This window comes from Streptomyces sp. R11 (assembly GCF_041051905.1).
Taxonomy (GTDB): Bacteria; Actinomycetota; Actinomycetes; order Streptomycetales; family Streptomycetaceae; genus Streptomyces.
In genome coordinates this window covers 9,088,098-9,104,275 of sequence record NZ_CP163432.1, presented here as the reverse complement: position 1 = coordinate 9,104,275, position 16,178 = coordinate 9,088,098, and the positions used below count along the sequence as shown (strand labels likewise).

The 16,178-nt window shown below is 66.6% G+C and carries 14 protein-coding genes and 2 pseudogenes; 6 read left to right on the top strand and 10 right to left on the bottom strand.

Annotation, left to right across the window (positions count from 1 at the left end; genetic code table 11):
* The first annotated feature begins 474 nt into the window (after nt 1–474).
* Entirely contained in the window at nt 475–2,178 is a 1,704-nt protein-coding gene (locus AB5J55_RS42060; RefSeq protein WP_369275670.1) for a sigma-70 family RNA polymerase sigma factor, read from the top strand.
* Nucleotides 2,179–2,670: 492 nt separating this feature from the next.
* Here the strand turns inward: AB5J55_RS42060 and AB5J55_RS42055 are convergent.
* The 4 genes and pseudogenes from AB5J55_RS42055 to AB5J55_RS42040 all read right to left on the bottom strand — a co-directional run bounded on the left by AB5J55_RS42055 (nt 2,671) and on the right by AB5J55_RS42040 (nt 4,711).
* Nucleotides 2,671–2,828 (bottom strand): annotated as a pseudogene (locus tag AB5J55_RS42055) (DUF6192 family protein).
* A gap of 130 nt (nt 2,829–2,958) precedes the next feature.
* The gene (locus tag AB5J55_RS42050; protein WP_369275669.1) at nt 2,959–3,471 is read right to left on the bottom strand and encodes a SigE family RNA polymerase sigma factor; all 513 of its coding nucleotides are present in this window, start codon (nt 3,469–3,471) and stop codon (nt 2,959–2,961) included.
* A gap of 86 nt (nt 3,472–3,557) precedes the next feature.
* Nucleotides 3,558–3,932, bottom strand: a complete 375-nt coding sequence (locus AB5J55_RS42045; protein ID WP_369275668.1) for a GntR family transcriptional regulator — start codon at nt 3,930–3,932, stop codon at nt 3,558–3,560.
* Complete coding sequence (locus AB5J55_RS42040; RefSeq protein ID WP_369275667.1) at nt 3,929–4,711, bottom strand: hypothetical protein; 783 nt, start codon at nt 4,709–4,711, stop codon at nt 3,929–3,931. The genes AB5J55_RS42045 and AB5J55_RS42040 overlap by 4 nt, the downstream gene beginning before the upstream one ends.
* A gap of 146 nt (nt 4,712–4,857) precedes the next feature.
* On the opposite strand from AB5J55_RS42040, the gene istB reads away from it, so the two are divergent.
* Entirely contained in the window at nt 4,858–5,568 is a 711-nt protein-coding gene (istB, locus tag AB5J55_RS42035; protein WP_369275666.1) for an IS21-like element helper ATPase IstB, read from the top strand.
* A gap of 37 nt (nt 5,569–5,605) precedes the next feature.
* Here istB and AB5J55_RS42030 read toward each other — a convergent pair whose 3' ends face one another.
* Nucleotides 5,606–5,797: a type II toxin-antitoxin system VapB family antitoxin gene (locus AB5J55_RS42030; RefSeq protein WP_369276459.1), complete on the bottom strand. Its 192-nt coding sequence runs from the start codon at nt 5,795–5,797 to the stop codon at nt 5,606–5,608.
* 211 nt (nt 5,798–6,008) lie between these two features.
* On the opposite strand from AB5J55_RS42030, the pseudogene AB5J55_RS42025 reads away from it, so the two are divergent.
* A pseudogene (locus AB5J55_RS42025) lies at nt 6,009–6,143 on the top strand (IS5/IS1182 family transposase); the annotation flags it as partial.
* A 97-nt stretch (nt 6,144–6,240) separates the two neighbouring features.
* Here the strand turns inward: AB5J55_RS42025 and AB5J55_RS42020 are convergent.
* Nucleotides 6,241–6,678: a hypothetical protein gene (locus AB5J55_RS42020; RefSeq protein ID WP_369275665.1), complete on the bottom strand. Its 438-nt coding sequence runs from the start codon at nt 6,676–6,678 to the stop codon at nt 6,241–6,243.
* Between the two features lie 37 nt (nt 6,679–6,715).
* Complete coding sequence (locus tag AB5J55_RS42015; RefSeq protein ID WP_369275664.1) at nt 6,716–8,578, bottom strand: hypothetical protein; 1,863 nt, start codon at nt 8,576–8,578, stop codon at nt 6,716–6,718.
* Nucleotides 8,579–8,751: 173 nt separating this feature from the next.
* Between AB5J55_RS42015 and AB5J55_RS42010 the strand changes: the two genes are divergently transcribed.
* Nucleotides 8,752–9,405 carry a hypothetical protein gene (locus AB5J55_RS42010; protein ID WP_369275663.1) on the top strand — a complete coding sequence of 218 codons (654 nt, stop codon included), beginning with the start codon at nt 8,752–8,754 and terminating at the stop codon, nt 9,403–9,405.
* Nucleotides 9,406–9,966: 561 nt separating this feature from the next.
* On the opposite strand, the gene AB5J55_RS42005 is transcribed toward AB5J55_RS42010, so the two are convergent.
* From AB5J55_RS42005 to AB5J55_RS41995, 3 genes are all read right to left on the bottom strand, one after another.
* Nucleotides 9,967–11,493 (bottom strand): ISL3 family transposase, encoded by a 1,527-nt coding sequence (locus tag AB5J55_RS42005; protein WP_369275662.1) that lies wholly within the window; start codon nt 11,491–11,493, stop codon nt 9,967–9,969.
* Between the two features lie 206 nt (nt 11,494–11,699).
* Nucleotides 11,700–12,107 carry a hypothetical protein gene (locus AB5J55_RS42000; protein ID WP_369275661.1) on the bottom strand — a complete coding sequence of 136 codons (408 nt, stop codon included), beginning with the start codon at nt 12,105–12,107 and terminating at the stop codon, nt 11,700–11,702.
* A gap of 610 nt (nt 12,108–12,717) precedes the next feature.
* Nucleotides 12,718–13,689, bottom strand: a complete 972-nt coding sequence (locus AB5J55_RS41995) for an alpha/beta fold hydrolase (protein ID WP_369275660.1) — start codon at nt 13,687–13,689, stop codon at nt 12,718–12,720.
* Nucleotides 13,690–14,633: 944 nt separating this feature from the next.
* Here AB5J55_RS41995 and AB5J55_RS41990 point away from each other — a divergent pair.
* Nucleotides 14,634–14,969, top strand: coding sequence for a CU044_2847 family protein (locus tag AB5J55_RS41990; RefSeq protein WP_369275659.1), 336 nt, complete (start codon nt 14,634–14,636; stop codon nt 14,967–14,969).
* The gene (locus AB5J55_RS41985; RefSeq protein WP_369275658.1) at nt 14,966–15,826 is read left to right on the top strand and encodes a serine protease; all 861 of its coding nucleotides are present in this window, start codon (nt 14,966–14,968) and stop codon (nt 15,824–15,826) included. The genes AB5J55_RS41990 and AB5J55_RS41985 overlap by 4 nt, the downstream gene beginning before the upstream one ends.
* Nucleotides 15,827–16,178: the final 352 nt, after the last annotated feature.

The following is a 16,178-nucleotide window of genomic DNA, read 5'->3' as shown; positions in this document are numbered from 1 at the left end:
CTTGAGGACGGCGTTTCAGCTGGTCAAGCTTAGGGTCGGTGATTCCGTGGGAGCTGTGGCCTGTCGTGTTGTCGCTCGCCGGGAGGCCTCGAATGCCGTCGGGGTCGGGCTACTGGAAACAGTACGAGTTCGCCGCTCGCCGTCGAGTCGACGGGCTGCATGAGGAGGCTGCCGTATCCAGGCCGAGCTGGAATGGCAGGAGTGGGCGATCGCCCGCAGGCGGGTCAACACGGTGCTGGCTCCGGACGGCGGCAACACCGTCGGCGCGGGGGTCACCCCGGATCCGCGGGATGCGAACGCGCCCCCAAGCACCCAGGACCACCTAATCGGGACTCCCGTTCGACGAGCATCTCTCAAGATCGGAAAGACAACAGCTACTTAGCAGGAACCAATTTCTGTTATGGCACCCCCGGCCCAAGGTCTCCCCTTGTACCAGGACCAAAAATTGAGCGCCGGAAAGGGATGTGGACAGGCGTGGCAGCAACTGGGGAACACGAGCACGCAGTGGTCGAGGCGGCACGACGAGGCGACCTGTGGGCGCAGGACGAGCTGGTCAGCACGTATCTGCCGCTGGTGTACAACATCGTAGGCCGGGCGCTGAACGGGCATGCCGACGTCGACGACGTCGTACAGGAGACCATGCTCCGCGCGCTCGGCGGCCTCAGCTTGCTGCATAACCCGGCCAGCTTCCGGTCCTGGCTGGTGGCCATCACGATGAACCAGATCCGCACCCACCGGTACAAGCAGCGGATCGCACCGGACGGTTCGGGTCTGCAGGACGCCTACGACGTGGCCGACCCCGGCGCGGATTTCGTGGACCTGACGATCGTCCGTCTCGGTCTGGAAGGCCAGCGGCGTGAGGTGGCTGAGGCCACCCGTTGGCTGGAGACCGACGACCGTACGCTGCTGTCGCTGTGGTGGCTCGAGGCCGTGGGCGAGCTGAGCCGGGCCGAGATGGCCGCCGCGCTGGAGCTGTCGGTGCAGCACACCGCCGTGCGCGTACAGCGGATGAAGGCGCAGTTGGAGGCCGCCCGTCTGGTCGTACGCGCGCTCTCCGCGACCCCGCTGTGCACACGCGTCGACCAAGTGATCGGAAACTGGGACGGCCGCCCGTCGCCGCTTTGGCGCAAGCGCATCGCTCGGCACGCACGGGACTGCGCGAACTGCTCGGGCCACCAAGCCGGACTGGTGCCCGCAGAGGGGCTGTTGGTGGGCCTCGGCCTGGTGCCCGTGGCTGCCGCGCTGACCGGTCTCGCAGGGCTGACCGCCCTCAGCGGTGCCGAAACACTCGCCGAGCCCGTGGCCTTCGACACACCCGGACACCAAGGCAGGGGTGATCTCGCGGCTACGGGAGACCACGCCCACGCAGGCTCCTCCCGCCCGGACATGGGCACGACGTCCGAACCGGGCGACCACACCGCCGTACTTGCGCCGGTCCGCGGCGTTCGCACGCATGGCCGGCGCAGCCGCCGCGCCCAAAGGCGAATACAGCGGCGTCGCATCACCGGCGTGGCCGCCGCGATAGCCGTCCTGATCACCGGGGGCACGATCGCGAGCTTGACCGCGACGTCGGACGGGGAGGGGAGCACGGTGCGGTCCGCGGCCGGCTCACAGTCCGCGATACCCACAGCGCCCGAGTCCTCTCCCCCTCGCACCGCCTCGGCAATCCCGTCACCTTCACCCAGCAAGTCCGGCTCGCCCAGGCCCACTCCCACCCGCACGAAGCCCACGCCGGCACCGTCGAAACCGAAGGCGGCGTCTCCCAAACCCAAGTCGACCCCCACTCCTCCTCCCGCCGCAGATCCCGTGAACACTCCGGCCGAGCAAGTCTTGGCGATCACCAACGCCGAGCGGGCCAAAGCCGGTTGCAGCCCCCTGAAGCTCGACGACCGCCTCGCACGCGCCGCCCAACTCCACAGCGAGGACATGTCGGCCAACGACTACTTCGACCACACCAGCCTGGACGGCCGCAGTTTCGCGGACAGGGCCACCGCCCAGGGGCATCCGTCGCCCGGAGCAGAGAACATCGCCCAAGGGCAAAGCTCTCCCGAAGCCGTCATGAATGCGTGGATGAACTCGCCGGGCCACCGGGCCAACCTCCTCAACTGCTCCCTGGCCACCATGGGCGTCGGCCTGGCCAACGACGATTGGACCTGGACCCAGGTGTTCGGCTTCTAGATTGATCTTCAACCTGCGGTCGAACGAGGTGCCAGGTTCCCTTGGTCCCCCGCGCAGCCGGACACCCCCGCATGAACGCTGCAACAGATCGCCGTGCAGGGCTGCTCCACGCTGGCCAGTACTCGGGGCGGGTGGGCTCAGGGATGTAGGGGTCGTCGGGGGTCTTCTTCTGGTGGGGCAGGAGGATCTCGGCGATGAAGTTCTCGACGCGGTGGTGGACGGCGTCGAAGAACGCCCGCTCGTAGCCGATCCATACCTCCGGCGCGTCGCCCAGCAGCCGATACCCCCACTTCCTGTCCCAGGTCACTCGGCGAAAGACGGCGCGCGGCCGCCACCTGGCGCAGGTGTGCGAGGCCCGATGTGGATCTGCGCGCGGGTGCGTTCGGTGGCGGCCATGAGCTGGGTGATGGTCAGTCCGGCGGGGCAGGCCTCCTGCAGGACGCTGAGGATCGCTTCGGCGTGGACGTGAGCGGGGCAGCCCCGCCCCATCGCCTACTCACCCGAGCCTTTCAGCAGCTTCTGGAGCTGCTCGTCCAGGTCGACCTCGCCGCGGGTGACGGCGTTCTCGATCCAGTCGGCCGCGGCGCGTACCGGGAAAGTCCGCGGCTGATCGTGTCGCGTTCGGCATCGTCGTAGTGCTCGCCACGCAGGCTGGTAACGATCCTGCCGGCCGTGGTGACGAACTGCGCGCAGACCGCGACCGGCCCTTGGCTCTTGCCCGGAACCGCGCCGCATTGCGCATCAGTGATCAGCCGTCAGCCACCACGGTGGCCGCGTCGGCTAGAAAGAATCGAGGTCGCGGCGTTCCAGTTCCTGCCGAAGCCGGGCGAGCGCCCGATGCAGAGTGCTCTTGACCGTTCCGGCTGACATGCCGAGGGCAGCGGCCGTCTCCTGCGTGGACATCTGCTCCCAGTGCCGCAGCACAACGACGCTGCGCTGCTGGGGCGCCAGAATCTTCATGATGCCCATCAGCAGGGCGCGGTCGGCGTGCTGCTTGGTGGAGTCCTCGACGCTCACGTCCGGCAGTTGGGCGGTGGGAAGCTCCTGCAGCTTCCTGGCCCGCCACCACTCGGTGCGCGTGTTGATCATGACGCGGTGCAGGTAGGCATCCGCAAGCTGCTTGTCTATGCGGTCCCAGCGGCGGTACGTTCGCGCGAGCGCGGTCTGCAGCAGATCCTGTGCGTCGAGCGGATCGTGGACCAGGCACCGGGCACTGCGCAGCAGAACGTCATGCCGCGTGCGGACGTACTCCTCGAATCCCAGCACCTCACCAAGTTGCTTGCTTGCGTTCACGTGTGCGATTCCTTTCATACGTGGGCATGATGGCCAGGACGTGCCGAGTGGGCCGACGGAGGACGGCACCGGACGGCCGGTTGGTCCTAGTTCAGCGCCTTTCGCAAGGCGGTCAGGATGGCTTCGTCACGGGCGCCCAGAGCGCGGGCGGCCGAAGTGAAGTCCCGTGCCAGCGTGGCAAGTTGGTCCGGATCGGGGTGTGTTGCATCGGACGGCGGCGCCGCGACCCGGGAGCCTGCGCCACGGCGGGTGCGGATCAGCTCAGCGGCCTCCAGCTCGCGGTATGCGCGGGCCACGGTCCCCGGCGCCAGGCCCAGGTCGGTGGCGAGCTGACGCACGGTCGGCAGGCGTTCGCCCTCGGCCAGTTGGCTTGTGCGGATCAGGGCGGCGAGCTGGGTGCGGATCTGTTCGTACGGCGGCACCTGGCTGGTGGTGTCGATGCGGACGGCGAGCGCGGTCATCGTCGGGCCGCCCTGGGTGCCACCACGGTGAACAGGGACCAGGCCAGGGTGAGCAGAGCCAGCAGGCCCAGGGGGTAGACCGCCAAGGAGGCGACGGAGCCCATCATGCCCCCGCAGTTACCGTCCGCCAGATAGGTGTCGATCATCAGAGCGACGAGCAACAGCAGGCCCGAGACCAGCACCCCCCAGGCTGCGACGATCGCCCGCGCGCGGTCGCGGCGCTGCTGTTCGTCGCCCGGACGCCGGGCGATACGCCGCAGGGCCCAGGCGCAGGCGACTGTGCCGATGACGAGCGAGCCGAGCATCTGGCGGCCGTCCAAGATGCCGGGCCAGAGGATGACAGGTGGTTCGGTCCCGTCACAGCCGCCGTCAGACGCCATCGCCCCGATCACCCGGTCCGCGGCGCCTTGAGTGGCCGTGGCATCCCCGATGCCCACCAGCGCGACGAGGAATACCGCCTGGAGGAGAAGTAGAAGGGTGAAACGGGGCGGCACATAGTCTCGCACTCGGCGCGGGGTGAGACTGGCGGTGCGTACCGCCTCCCGAGGACGCGTGGTGAGGGCGTCGCCGAGCAGGACGCCGCCCACTGTGCACAGGCCGAAAGCGGTGACGAAGCTGACCAGGGGCACGCCGAAGTCGAAGCTGCTGTAGCCGAAATTGGTGATGTCTATGGTGGCCCACAGCGGTGCTGCGGCGACGCCCACGGCTGGACCGGCCCAGCGGGCGTAGCGATCAGCACGGGCACGGAGGCGGGACTCGGGCCGGTCGGTGTCGAGCATACGGGAACCCCAATGAGTGGTGATGATCGCATGGCTTGCGCCCAGCGGAAGCGGACGCTACTTGCCGCAAGCCACGGTTGTATCGAGTGGTGAGTACAAGATGCCGTGGATGGAATCTTGTGTCAAATAGTCGATACAAGGATTGGTTGGCGACGGATCTCCACGAGCTGGCCGAAGCCGCCGCCCGGAACCAGATGTCCTATCGCGGCTTCCTCGCCGAACTGCTGATGTCCGAGTGCGACGACCGGGCCCGGCGACGTTCTGAACGGCGCATCAAGGCAGCGCAGTTCCCGCGGGAGAAGTCGCTACGGGCCTTCGACTTCGAGGCCAACGGGAACATCGACGCCGCGGTCATCCACACTCTGGCGACCTGTGAATGGGTCAAGAAGGGCCTGCCGCTCTGCCTGATCGGTGACTCGGGTACCGGCAAGTCCCACCTGCTGATCGCGCTCGGGACCGAGGCCGCCATGGCCGGCTTCCGGGTCCGCTACACACTCGCCACCAAGCTGGTCAACGAGCTGGTCGAAGCCGCAGACGAGAAGATCCTGACCAAGACCATCGCCCGCTACGGACGCGTCGATCTCCTCTGCATAGACGAGCTGGGCTACATGGAGCTGGACCGCAGGGGCGCTGAGCTGCTGTTCCAGGTGCTGACCGAACGCGAGGAGAAGAACAGCGTCGCCATCGCCTCCAACGAGTCATTCGGCGGGTGGACCAGGACGTTCACCGATCCGCGGCTCTGCGCGGCCATCGTCGACAGGCTCACTTTCGGCGGGAACATCATCGAAACTGGCACCGAGTCCTACCGGCTCGCCAGCACCAGGGCAGCCCGGGCACAGGAGACCGCCGCAGGCTGATCACTCCTGGTCCTTCGCCGATGGACGCTGCGAATGATCAACCCTGCGGCTCCTGCGGTTTGACCTCTACCTCGCGCAGACTCTGGTCCTTGAGTTCCGTGCGTGCCTCCGTGCGATGACCACGGGCGATGTAGTCGCGGACGACCAGCTCGACGGCGTCCTGGGGCGATCCAACGCCAGCAAGGACCATCACTTCTACCACCAACTCGGCATCGAGACTGATGTTGATCTTGGCTACGGCTCTCCCCTTCGTCGTGTCGTGCCCGGACTCTAACCGCTCAAGGCGTTGGTGCGTGATCACGATTCGATGGCGCACAACAAGCGAGGAATGGACCAGCCCCTCCAGTGTTGTCGGTTCACATCAACATTTTCGAGCTGTCTGATCGCCAAGTGTTGCCCGAGACCGTCTACAAACGGGGTCTTCGAACTTGAGCGGTGCGCGTCGGATACGCGCTGATTGGTCGTCACGGACTGTGACGACCAGCTCCGAAGCCGTGATCCACATCGCGTCGATCGACTACCTTGCCAAACGCATAACAGATGAGACCACGCCAACCCGGCGAGGGACCCACTAGGGCAAAAAGGGTAATATGCCTAGATCAAATGCCCTCTCAGTCGGTTTCACGCAGCATGACCCGCCCGCCTCCAGCCGATCAAGAAAATGGCGAAACTTCAGGGGCCAAGGAGCCTTTCAAGCTGTACGCGCAGTTCTTGGATGGAGAGTGCTGGATCACCCGAACGCTCCCCGTCCGTCCCGCCGAGCGGGGGCAGCGTGATCACGACAGTTCCGTCGGACCGCAACTCCAAGGTGTAGCCCTGACCTGATGGCTCCGGCTGCGGTTCGGTCCGCCCCAGATGCTTCGCCTGGCGTGCTTGAAGCCAAGCGGTGAAGGTCTGGAGTGCTGCGCTCGTCAGAGTGAGCACCGCGACGATGGTGCCGAGGTCTCCGTACGTACGGCCGTCGTCGGCGGCACGCGACTGTTTGCGGATGGCGCCCGGTGGCAGGCTCTCGTGCAGTTCGTGGAATTCGACGAGCCATAGACCCTTGATGACCACGAAGGGTTCCCCGGCCTGCGCTTGGCCGTCGTTCTCCGGGTCGGTGTCGGTCATGTGTGAGCATCCTTTCGAGGGATCGGGCGAGGCGGCGTCACACGAGGCTCAGCAGAAGTTCCGGGGAACGCGTCACCCGGGGTGGGTAGCCATGCGTGTGCCAGCAGGCATCCAGCTGATCGAGCGTCCACTCGAGGTCAAATCCCCTGGAGGCGAACACCTCGGCTACCCGGGAGCGGTCGGGGTCGATACCGGTCGCGAGACCGAGCAGAGCCAAGGAGTTCAGCAGCCGAGCTGAGCCGAGCACAGGGATAAGGCCGTCCTCCGACATCAGCTCCCCACAGTGCTCGGTCGATGCCTGGTCACGTGACGGCCACAGCGCCGTGTCCCGGAACAGGGAGTCAGCGACGGGGATGGTCTGCCTCATGGTGCGGTCGAGGAACTGTTTAAGACCATCCATGTGTGCGACCACGCCATTGGCAAAGCCCGACAACTGGCCACCAGCGGCCACAAGTTCGTTGCGCTCCTGATGGTGCGTGAGCATCGTCCGCCGCAGATCGGCAGAGGCTTGCCGGTTCATAGTGCAGGAGAGCAGGCGGCCTTGTGCGGTGACGAAGGCGCCCCGGCACAGCAGGTCCTTTCCCGTCATGGCCGTCGCGAGCAGAATCTCCAGCCTGGCATCGTACGAACCGGCAGCAGCATGCGGTGTCAGATCCGAAGCCGCCACGGCGAAGAGCGGCTTCCCCCGCCACTCGACTTCTGCGCCCGCGCCGTCACCGCGTACGCGCAGCGTGACCGGGACGGAAGAGACGGAGAGGTACGGCCGTCTCCTCCATACCCGAAACAGCAGATCCTGGGTGGCTTGCACGACACGCTCACCCAACAACTCCTGCCGAGGCCCCTCGCCCAGAGACTGCACGGTCTCCATGAACAGGGGTGTCGCACGCTCACGGCAGCGGGGGTCGGCGAGGATGCCGTCTCCCGTCCCTGGCTCCCCGGTCTGGGTGAACCGCACCAGTGAGTCCTCGAACAACGCCACGTCGTTTGCCGTCACCCGCTCGATGTCGGCAAGCCTGCGAGCCAGATGGTCCACGACGCGGTCGACGCTGACGAGTGGATCGCGCTCGGGAGAGGCGAGCAGCACTGTTGCCAGGCCAGGGTCGTCGTAGAAATAGCTGCGAAGATAGGCCAGCACGAGGTCCGTCTCGGTGGCGAGCCGACTGTCCTGGCTACTGAGGTGCCACCACATGCTTTTGACCGCAAGATAGCCGGGAAGATAGCCCTGTGCACTGGTGCTCAGCGGAGCTGCCAGCAGACTGGCCTTCGACGCCAGCCCGTAGGGGCTCAGCCGGGCGTCACGCAGAATTCCGCCTGCCGCAGCCAGGGTGCTGAACGGCTCGATGATCAGATCGTTCTTGACCAGGTTGGCTCCGCCTTTGAAGTAGAAGGCGAGATCCTTGGCAAGGTGGCTTCCCGCACGACTGTTCACCCGGGGTACCGCGTCGTGTTCTGCGAAGAGAGCCAACCCTTCGGCGAGTGGCCGCAGCAAGCGGATGGTGACCTGGAAACGCAGGACATCGTCGAGTATCAACCAAGGGGCATCTACCCGGTCCTCGGCCGTCAGCCGGCGGCCGTTTCGCCCCAGCCCGCCCCGCTCTTCGACCAGGTCACTCAACGCCTCGCCCACCGCGTCGAGTTCTGGAGAGTAGTCCCGCCAAGTGGAGGCGGCACGGCGCAGCAGATACACCTGGGCATTGCTATCAGCTCGGGCAGCCACAGTGAACAGTGCGTTGCCCACACGCGAGTTGAAACACCAGTGATGGGTGGACTCGTGAACGTACGCGGCCACGTCGTGCGACCCGCCGGGTAGTTCTCCCAACCACGGCCGAGGGTCGTCCCGTTCCTCCGCTGTAAGCATCGTGGCATTGGTGATCAAATCCGTCCACGCACCGTTGTCCATCGAGCAGTGCCGACTCATTTCCACAGCATCAGCGTCCCACCAGAGACTGGCACTTGGGAGGGCGCACTGGCGCATTCGTGACAAACGAGGGGCGAACACACATGGCGCTCATGGCAACTGTCCTGCCACTATGACTGTGCTCATCGTGCGAACTCCGGTTTCCTGAGGTGTCCGTGGAATTGATCGTGCTGGGCGTCGTCCTGTTCCTCATCTGGGCGTGGTACGACGAAAAGAAACGCAAGGAGGCCGAAGCCCTGGCCCAAGCTCAGGCCCAAGCCCGGGCCCAGGCGGAGGCCGCGGCGGAGGCCGCCCGGCTGGCCCGCATCAATGATCCCGCCTGGGTAGGAATGGAACTCGCCCGTACGACACGGGAAGGTGACCCTCAGAAGGTCCAGGGATTAATCGAACAATTACCTGCGTGGCCAACACGGAAGCCGCTGCTCCGTGCGGCTGAATGGCTGGCAGTACTGACGCATAGCGCTGGTGTTGCAGATGCGGCGGGAGTGGAGAAGGAGTTCACGGACAGATTGCGAGCCCAGGTCGAGAGCGCGTTGATCGCGCTCGATGCGGTAGCGGTCAAGCTGATCTCGCTCACTCATCTCGGGCACGAATGGAAGAGACTGGACAAAGAGCCGCGCCGATCACTGAAGGACGACGCTCAAGCGCTAGACAAGATCAGCGTGGCAGCGGCTGCGGTGCACCGTGAGCTGACTGAGGCCATAGCGAGAGGCGGACGGGGAGGGGGCGCCCAAGCCCTCGCGGCGGAGCAGAACCTGCGCGCGCTGGCCAACGCGATCCAGAAGCTCTCTCAGCGCAATCAGTCGTGAGCCACGGAGCCAGGGTCTAGGAAGTGAGAGAGAAATGACAGGAGATCAGAGCAACCTTCCGGCACGGGTCGGGGAGGTATTAGGCATCGCAGAGCGCGCCGTCCGCTTCCTCCAGACATTGGAGGAAGGTACAGCCCGGCCCCAACAGCACGGACCGCAACCCAACGCCGCGATCACACAGTGGAAAGCATTGGAAGACGAGTTGCGTGCGCAACTCGTCCGGGAAACGTACGACAACGAACTCCTCAGCCTACAGATATCGGACGCCTCCAAAGCCGAGCGGGAGCTGCGGATGTTGGTGTCCCCCGTGGCCCGAAAGGCCAAGAGCCCGGCCGATGTACCGCCCGAGGCTCGAACGGCCTTGCTGAAGGCGCGCCGTCTGCGCGAGGACATAGATGTATGGCAGACCGCGTTGCTGGAATCCGACGAAATCGTTCGCACCTGCCGGGAAGTCGAAGCTTTCATGCGTGAATCCCGAGCTGACCTTGAACGATTCACGGAATCTCTGCAAAGGCGACTTCGTATGGCAGAAACCCGAGGCACGCTGGCCCACATCGCCGATCAGTTCCGGATACTCGACACGTCGGTAAGAGAAGAAGGGGCCGCGCACGTACGAGCCGTCGAGGCCGAGAGGGCAGCTCGCTTCAAAGAAGCCATGCGGAATGAGGACATGCAGATGCTGAAGTTGCGGGGCCAGAACGCGGATGCGGAGGTGGAGGAGGAGTGGCGGCGGTTGCAGCAGGGGCCGCAGTGACCAGGGCATTGCATGAAGTGGGTTCGCCGGATGTGTCCGCGGGCTCGGCGGGTGGTGACGCAGCGTGTGCGTAGTCGCTGGTTCGTGGCGTTGCGGAATCCGAAGGCGTTGCGGGCGACGAGCTTGATCACGCGGTTGATGCCCTCGCTTTTGGCGTTGCTGTGGCCGGTGTCGATGAACGACGCGATCTCGGGCCACCAGCGGTCGACGGTGGTCGCCAGGGTGCGGACTTCGGGGATGTCGGAGTCCGCGCACCAGGTCAGGAACTTCCAACGGGCCAGGCCGACTTGGTGACGGCTTGGGCCGGTGCGGGCCAGGGCCAGGAGGTTACGCAGGGACTCCTTGGCGATCCATGCGGTCAGCAGCGTCTGTCCGATCTGCCCCTCGTCGAGCAGGGGATTCCACATCCGTGCGAACTGCTCGTCGGTGAGGTCTTCCCGGTTGCGTAGCAGGCGGCGTCGGGCCTTCCATTCCGGATCGCTGGCCCGTCCGCGCCGCCCGCGCACCTGGGCGGTGGTCCGGCGTCGCACCAGGGAGAGCATCGTGTTGGCGAGTTGGACGACGTGGAAGTGGTCGACGACCACGATGGCGTCCGGAAGACCGGTGCGTACGGCGGCCCGGTAGGTGGCCGACATGTCGATGGCGACATATCGGATGCGCTTCTTCCACTCCAGCGGCGTGGTGGCGAGCCAGGCCAGGACGTCGGCGACGGTGCGGCCCTCGACCTGGCCGAGCAGCCCACCGTTTCCGAGGGCGTCGACGAACCCGGTGTGCCAGCGATCCCGCGCCAGCCGCCACTTGCCGGTGTCGGGGTCCTCTTCCCACTTCGTCTTGCCCCGCCGGGTCTCGTCGATGCCCAACACCCCGACCTCGGGGAGCGGCGCTTCGACGACCTCGTGGGCCACTGTCCGGAAGGCATCCATCACGGTTGGCCAGGACAGATGCAGATCGCGGGTGGCCTGAATGACCGTGGAGCCAGCATCCCGTATCCGACGCCCGGCCGTACTCCGTAGCCTCTCCGTCAGCCGGGCGCCGGCCGGGATCTGCGGGATCTGCTCGGTGAACGACGCGCGAGGACAAGCCGGCTCGCGGCAGAACCAGCGCCGCTTGTGCCAGAAGAACTCCAACCCGCGCTCCCCGTAAGGGAGATCACGGGGCCGGGTGGTGGCGGAGGATCCCTTCACCCGGGATGCGAGGACCCCACAGGCCGGGCAGGCCCGGGCCGAGACATCCGCCGTGGCCAGGTGGACCCGGCGGCCACCGTCCTCGCATCGCTCGACCCGCATGACGGACACCCCGTCGAGGTCCAGCAGCAACGTCGTATCGTTGACCAAGCCCGTGGCTCCCCAGTGATCATTCTGCGTAGAGAATAGAAATGATCAACCAGGACCACGGGCGCCCTGCATCCAGGGTCGACAACAGCTCCGCTCGTCACAGCCTGTGCCGAACAGTCAGCACGTATCCGACGCGCACCGCTCAAGTTCGAAGACCCTACAAACGTTGCTCGCTCTCGCTTACGAAACCAGACGGGCGGGAGTCATCAGAGTCGTCCGCGACCCGGTGGAGATCCGCCACGATCTGCCTGATGTCCGCGACCGAGATCGTGCAGGCCGCAGTCACGGATGATCCGGTCGCATTCACTCAGACCCTCTCCCGAGGACGGATCGCTACGCGCCGCGAGATAGACGCCCGACAGGCGCAGTCGAGGCTCAACCCCACCGATTCGGGCAGGGCACCCGATACGCAGCGCCCAGTCGGCCGCGCGCCGTCGGTCGGGGCGGGCCGGAGACTGGGCGAGCAGTGTGGCATCGCGAAGCTCCGCAGCCACCCCGGCCGTTCCGGGGCCGTTCACCACGCACGCCCACTGCGCCCGCTCCAACTCGTGGCAGGCTTCCACCGCGTCGATACGAAGGCTGCGCAGCAGGCCCGCGCGGAGTTCGACGTGCATGCACGCGTTCATACGCAGGGCGCACTGCCGGGGCGAGGAGCCTCGTCCCGGCGGACACGTCCGCGGGCAGGGCCGCAGCCAAGTAGCTGAGGATCTCGCCCACACGGACACGCTCCCCCGGCCCCCGCCAGGGCCGGGGGCCGCGCAGCCGCACGGAAGCCGGGTGGAACGGTGCGGCCAGCACGGTGTCGGGCACGACGGCGGCCTGGGTGGTTGCCGCGGCACAGGCGCCGCACGCGTCGGCGAGGCGCCAGACGCGGCCGCCGCGTTCACACGCCAGGAGCAGGCGGATGGGTCCCGCGCACCAGCGGTGGCGGCGGTGCCAGCGGCAGCCGCGCTCGTGACACTGACAGATCCGCAGGTGAGGCGCCCTCAGATCACCGCGGGCATGGCGGGCGAGATGGGCCAGGGCCGCCGAGCGCGCGGACTCCGCCGTGACCCGCCGGCCGTCCTGGGGACAGTGCTGGCAGGCGGCCAAGGTGTGCGTGCGGGTTGGCCAAACCACGGAATGCGCTGACCCGCTGAAGTACTGCCGCTGCCGAGTGAGGGTCCTGCGTGGGGACGTGGACCCCGGTGAGCCTCGGCACGCAGATGTGTGGCGGCGTCTGTGTCAGGCGCGGCGCGACCGCATGACCAGGGACGCGCCCCCGGCGATTGCCAGAACCGCCACGCCCCCGAGGACTATGCCCTGCTTGCCAGTGCCGGTCCGGGCGAGGCTGGGTCGGGAGCCGTGCGCTGCCTGCAGGATCAGGTCGGTGACCTCGGCGGAGTTGGTCTCCATCACGTTGTGCGGGGCGTCGACCTCGACGGTGGTCGAGCCGGCCCGCTTGGCCATGAAGCGCAGGTTGTCGGTACCGATTGTGCGGTCGTCGGTGGCAACCAGGTACCACGAGGGAATCGACTTCCACGCTACGGCCTTGGTCGGTTCGCTCCCGGTGCGGGCGGCCAGCGGTCGCTGTGAGGCGGCCAGTACAGCGGCCCGGCTCCCGCCCACGCGGTCGCTCAGGAAGACGTCGCTGAACTTCTCCGGCTTGATGTAGAGATCGACCTCGTTCGGACCGCCGCCGAGCGGAACAGCGTTCAGAGCGGTGGGGACGGGTGCTTGGGGGTCGTCCGTCAATCGGCTGCCCGGGAACCTGGCCGACAATTCCACGGTGTTCTCGCCCCTGTCCGGCGCGAATCCGGCGATGTAGACGAGGGACTTGACGTTCGGGTTGCCGGCCGCTGCGTTGGTGATGACAGCGCCGCCGTAGGAGTGGGCGGCAAGAACGACGGGACCCTTGATCGACTTGAGCAACGTGGCGAGGTAGTCGGAGTCGCCGGAGAGGCTGCGCAGCGGGTTGGCAGTCGCGATCACCGGATATCCCTGGGCCTGCAGGCTCTGGACCACCTTGCTCCAGCCCGAGGCGTCCGCGAAGGCACCGTGCACCAGCACAACGGTCGGCTTGGCGTTCTCGCCAAGCTTGGCGCTGCCGCCGCTCTCGGACCCCATGGACGGGGCGGCAACCATCAGGGTGACGACAGGGAGGAGGGCCGCCAAGGAGAGTGCCCCCCAGACGGTGGCGCGCCGTATGTGGTTCATATCCACTCTTTCTCCGGGGATGACTGCTCACGACACTGCCTTCACCTCACCCGTGCGGCGCGACGGGATGGGCTGGCCGAGTGAAGATGACGTCAGCGGGTGAGAACGGCCCATGACGCACGTCCGGAGCGCCCGGGACAGCGCCGACCGACGGCGCTACCCCGCACGCTGGCACCACACCCGCCCAGACCTCTCCCCCGGCGAAGTAACCCGGTTCGGCGCCTGACCCAGCGCGCATGCGCGGCGCTCGTCGCATTCGTAGGCTGGAGCTGCTCGAGGCCGTTGCGGAGGTCAGCCATGCCCGCTGAGCTGGTGGTCCTCATCACTTCACGGTCCTGCGCCCCCTAGGGCGCTGCCGCCCCGCTCGGCTGCGCCTCTCGGTCGACGTCTACCGGAAGTTCTTCAGCCCATGTCGGGCCTGTTCTCGTCGGATCACCCGTGTGGGTGACGGGCAGCAATGCGTCGTGCTGAATGGGCGTGCCCGCACCGCGCTCGCTGGCGATGCCCGGACGGTCGGGGAAGGGTGCGCAGTAGCGAACAGCACCGTTGGCCCAGCCTCGCAGTGCCGCCTCCGGAGATCTTTCCTCCAATGCCCCTGGTCGCGCCACGTGTTGCGCCGGCCCGGGCGGCTGTGACGTAGGCGCTCGGCGGCGGCCGGCCTGGTGGGGGGCTGGCGCGGGGCGATACGGTGCGAGCTACTGGCGGTGCCAGCAGCCGACTCCAGGCCCCGTGATGGGGGCCAGGCTGAGCGATTGGCAAGAGGGTGCTTGATCCAGGTGCTGGGTCAAGCTGTCTTTACGGTCGGCGAGTTCCCGGATGACGCCTATCCGGTCCGCAACAGTGAGGCTCAGCACGGGTGTTAGCACGCTGGGATCCGCCTCCTGGAAGGCAGCCTCGGGTCTAGGCTAAGGGCGATCAGCGCGGTCGTGTGAGAGGACACCGTCATGGGGGAACAGCCGGCTGAAGGCGTTCCAGTGGTGCGCGTCGAGACCGTCGAGGTGGACGCCCGGGGCTCGCGGCAGATCGGAAGCAGGGCGCGCCTGTCAGCTCCGCTCATTGAGCGCTCGTGCGAGGTACAAGAAGCGATCGTCCAGGCAGCAGGTATCGCGCAGGACTCGTTGTCTCAGACTCCCGAGCGGGACGGCTGGTCCGTCACGAGCATGCAGGTGGTCTTCGGCCTCACTCTTGCGGCTGAGGCTGGGGTGATTCTCTCCAAAGCCTCCGCAGAAGCCTCTTTCGAAGTGACGCTTACCGTCGAGCGGAGCGCCAGTACGCCATGAGGGAGCAGCACTACTGGGTGCGGATCTGTGAGGGCGAGCGGTGTCTGGGCGCCGGCTTCTTGATCACCCGGGCCTTTGTGCTTACGGCGCTGCACTGCCTGCGCTGGCGCTCGCCAGGCAACATGCGTTTTGATCTTGAATTGCCCGATGGGCGGCGCCTTGCGGGTCAAGTGTGCGAGGAGATCAAGGATGCAGACCTCGCGCTGATCGCTGTGGAGGACGCGGAGTCGCATGGGTTGCCGCCCGCTGCTCCAACGGACTGGCCGCGTCCGGAGGTGAGTTGGCGGGGCACCTACTGTCCGCCCAGCGAGGAGACTCGGTTGAGCGGCCGCGTGACGCATGAGCCACTCGACTACCGCAACGCGGCGGACGGGGTGTTCAAGGCAGTCCAATTGACCGTGGAGCAGCAGCTGGGCAGCTATGACGGCTACTCCGGAAGCCCGGTGGACACCGCGGGCGTTGACGCTCGGCATGAGCAGCACGGGGAGAAGGCCCAGCGGCCGGTGGTGGGCATTCTGATGGAGGAGAGGCTCGACCGGGCGGACGCCTCCCGGGTAAGCAACGTCCTCATCGCCGCTTCCCTGCTGCACGCCATGGGCAGGTTTACGCAGTTCAGCATCAGCCATCTCCGGCATCAGGTGTCTCTTCCCGAGCCGCGCCGCTCGGCCGCATCAGGGACACAGCTGGTGGACGAGGAACGTGCCGCGCAAGATCTGACCAGCACTGATCTGTATCTCAGGCAATTACGGAGGTGGGAAGAGGAGGGCGTTCTCTCGCAGGTGGAAGCTGCGGAGGAACGCCGCTGGGCGCTGCGCAGCTTACGCAGGCGTCTGGCGGGAGGACCCGCGGATGGCTGAGAGCTACGACTTTCAGTGGCCGGAGCGGCTCGACATCGCGCAGGAAGCCATTCGCGGCAGGCCGGCCGCCAAAGCGGCACTCGAAGGGGTGGTGAGAGCCCTCCCCCGCGGGATGGAGCTGCTCAGTACTGCTTCATCTGCAGGTCAATTCGCCTATTTCCTCGCGCTGTTACGCGAGATGGAGATGGGTCTGGAATACGAGCAAGCCTTGGATGTGGCCCGGCGCTGGGTCGAGGCGGAGATGGTGCCGATGCGGCACCGGTGCGTGGTCCACACCCGACTCGCTACTGTCTTCGACGAGGGCGGAGACAGTGCTGCCGCTCGCACGGCTCTGGATTCCGCACTGCAGAGC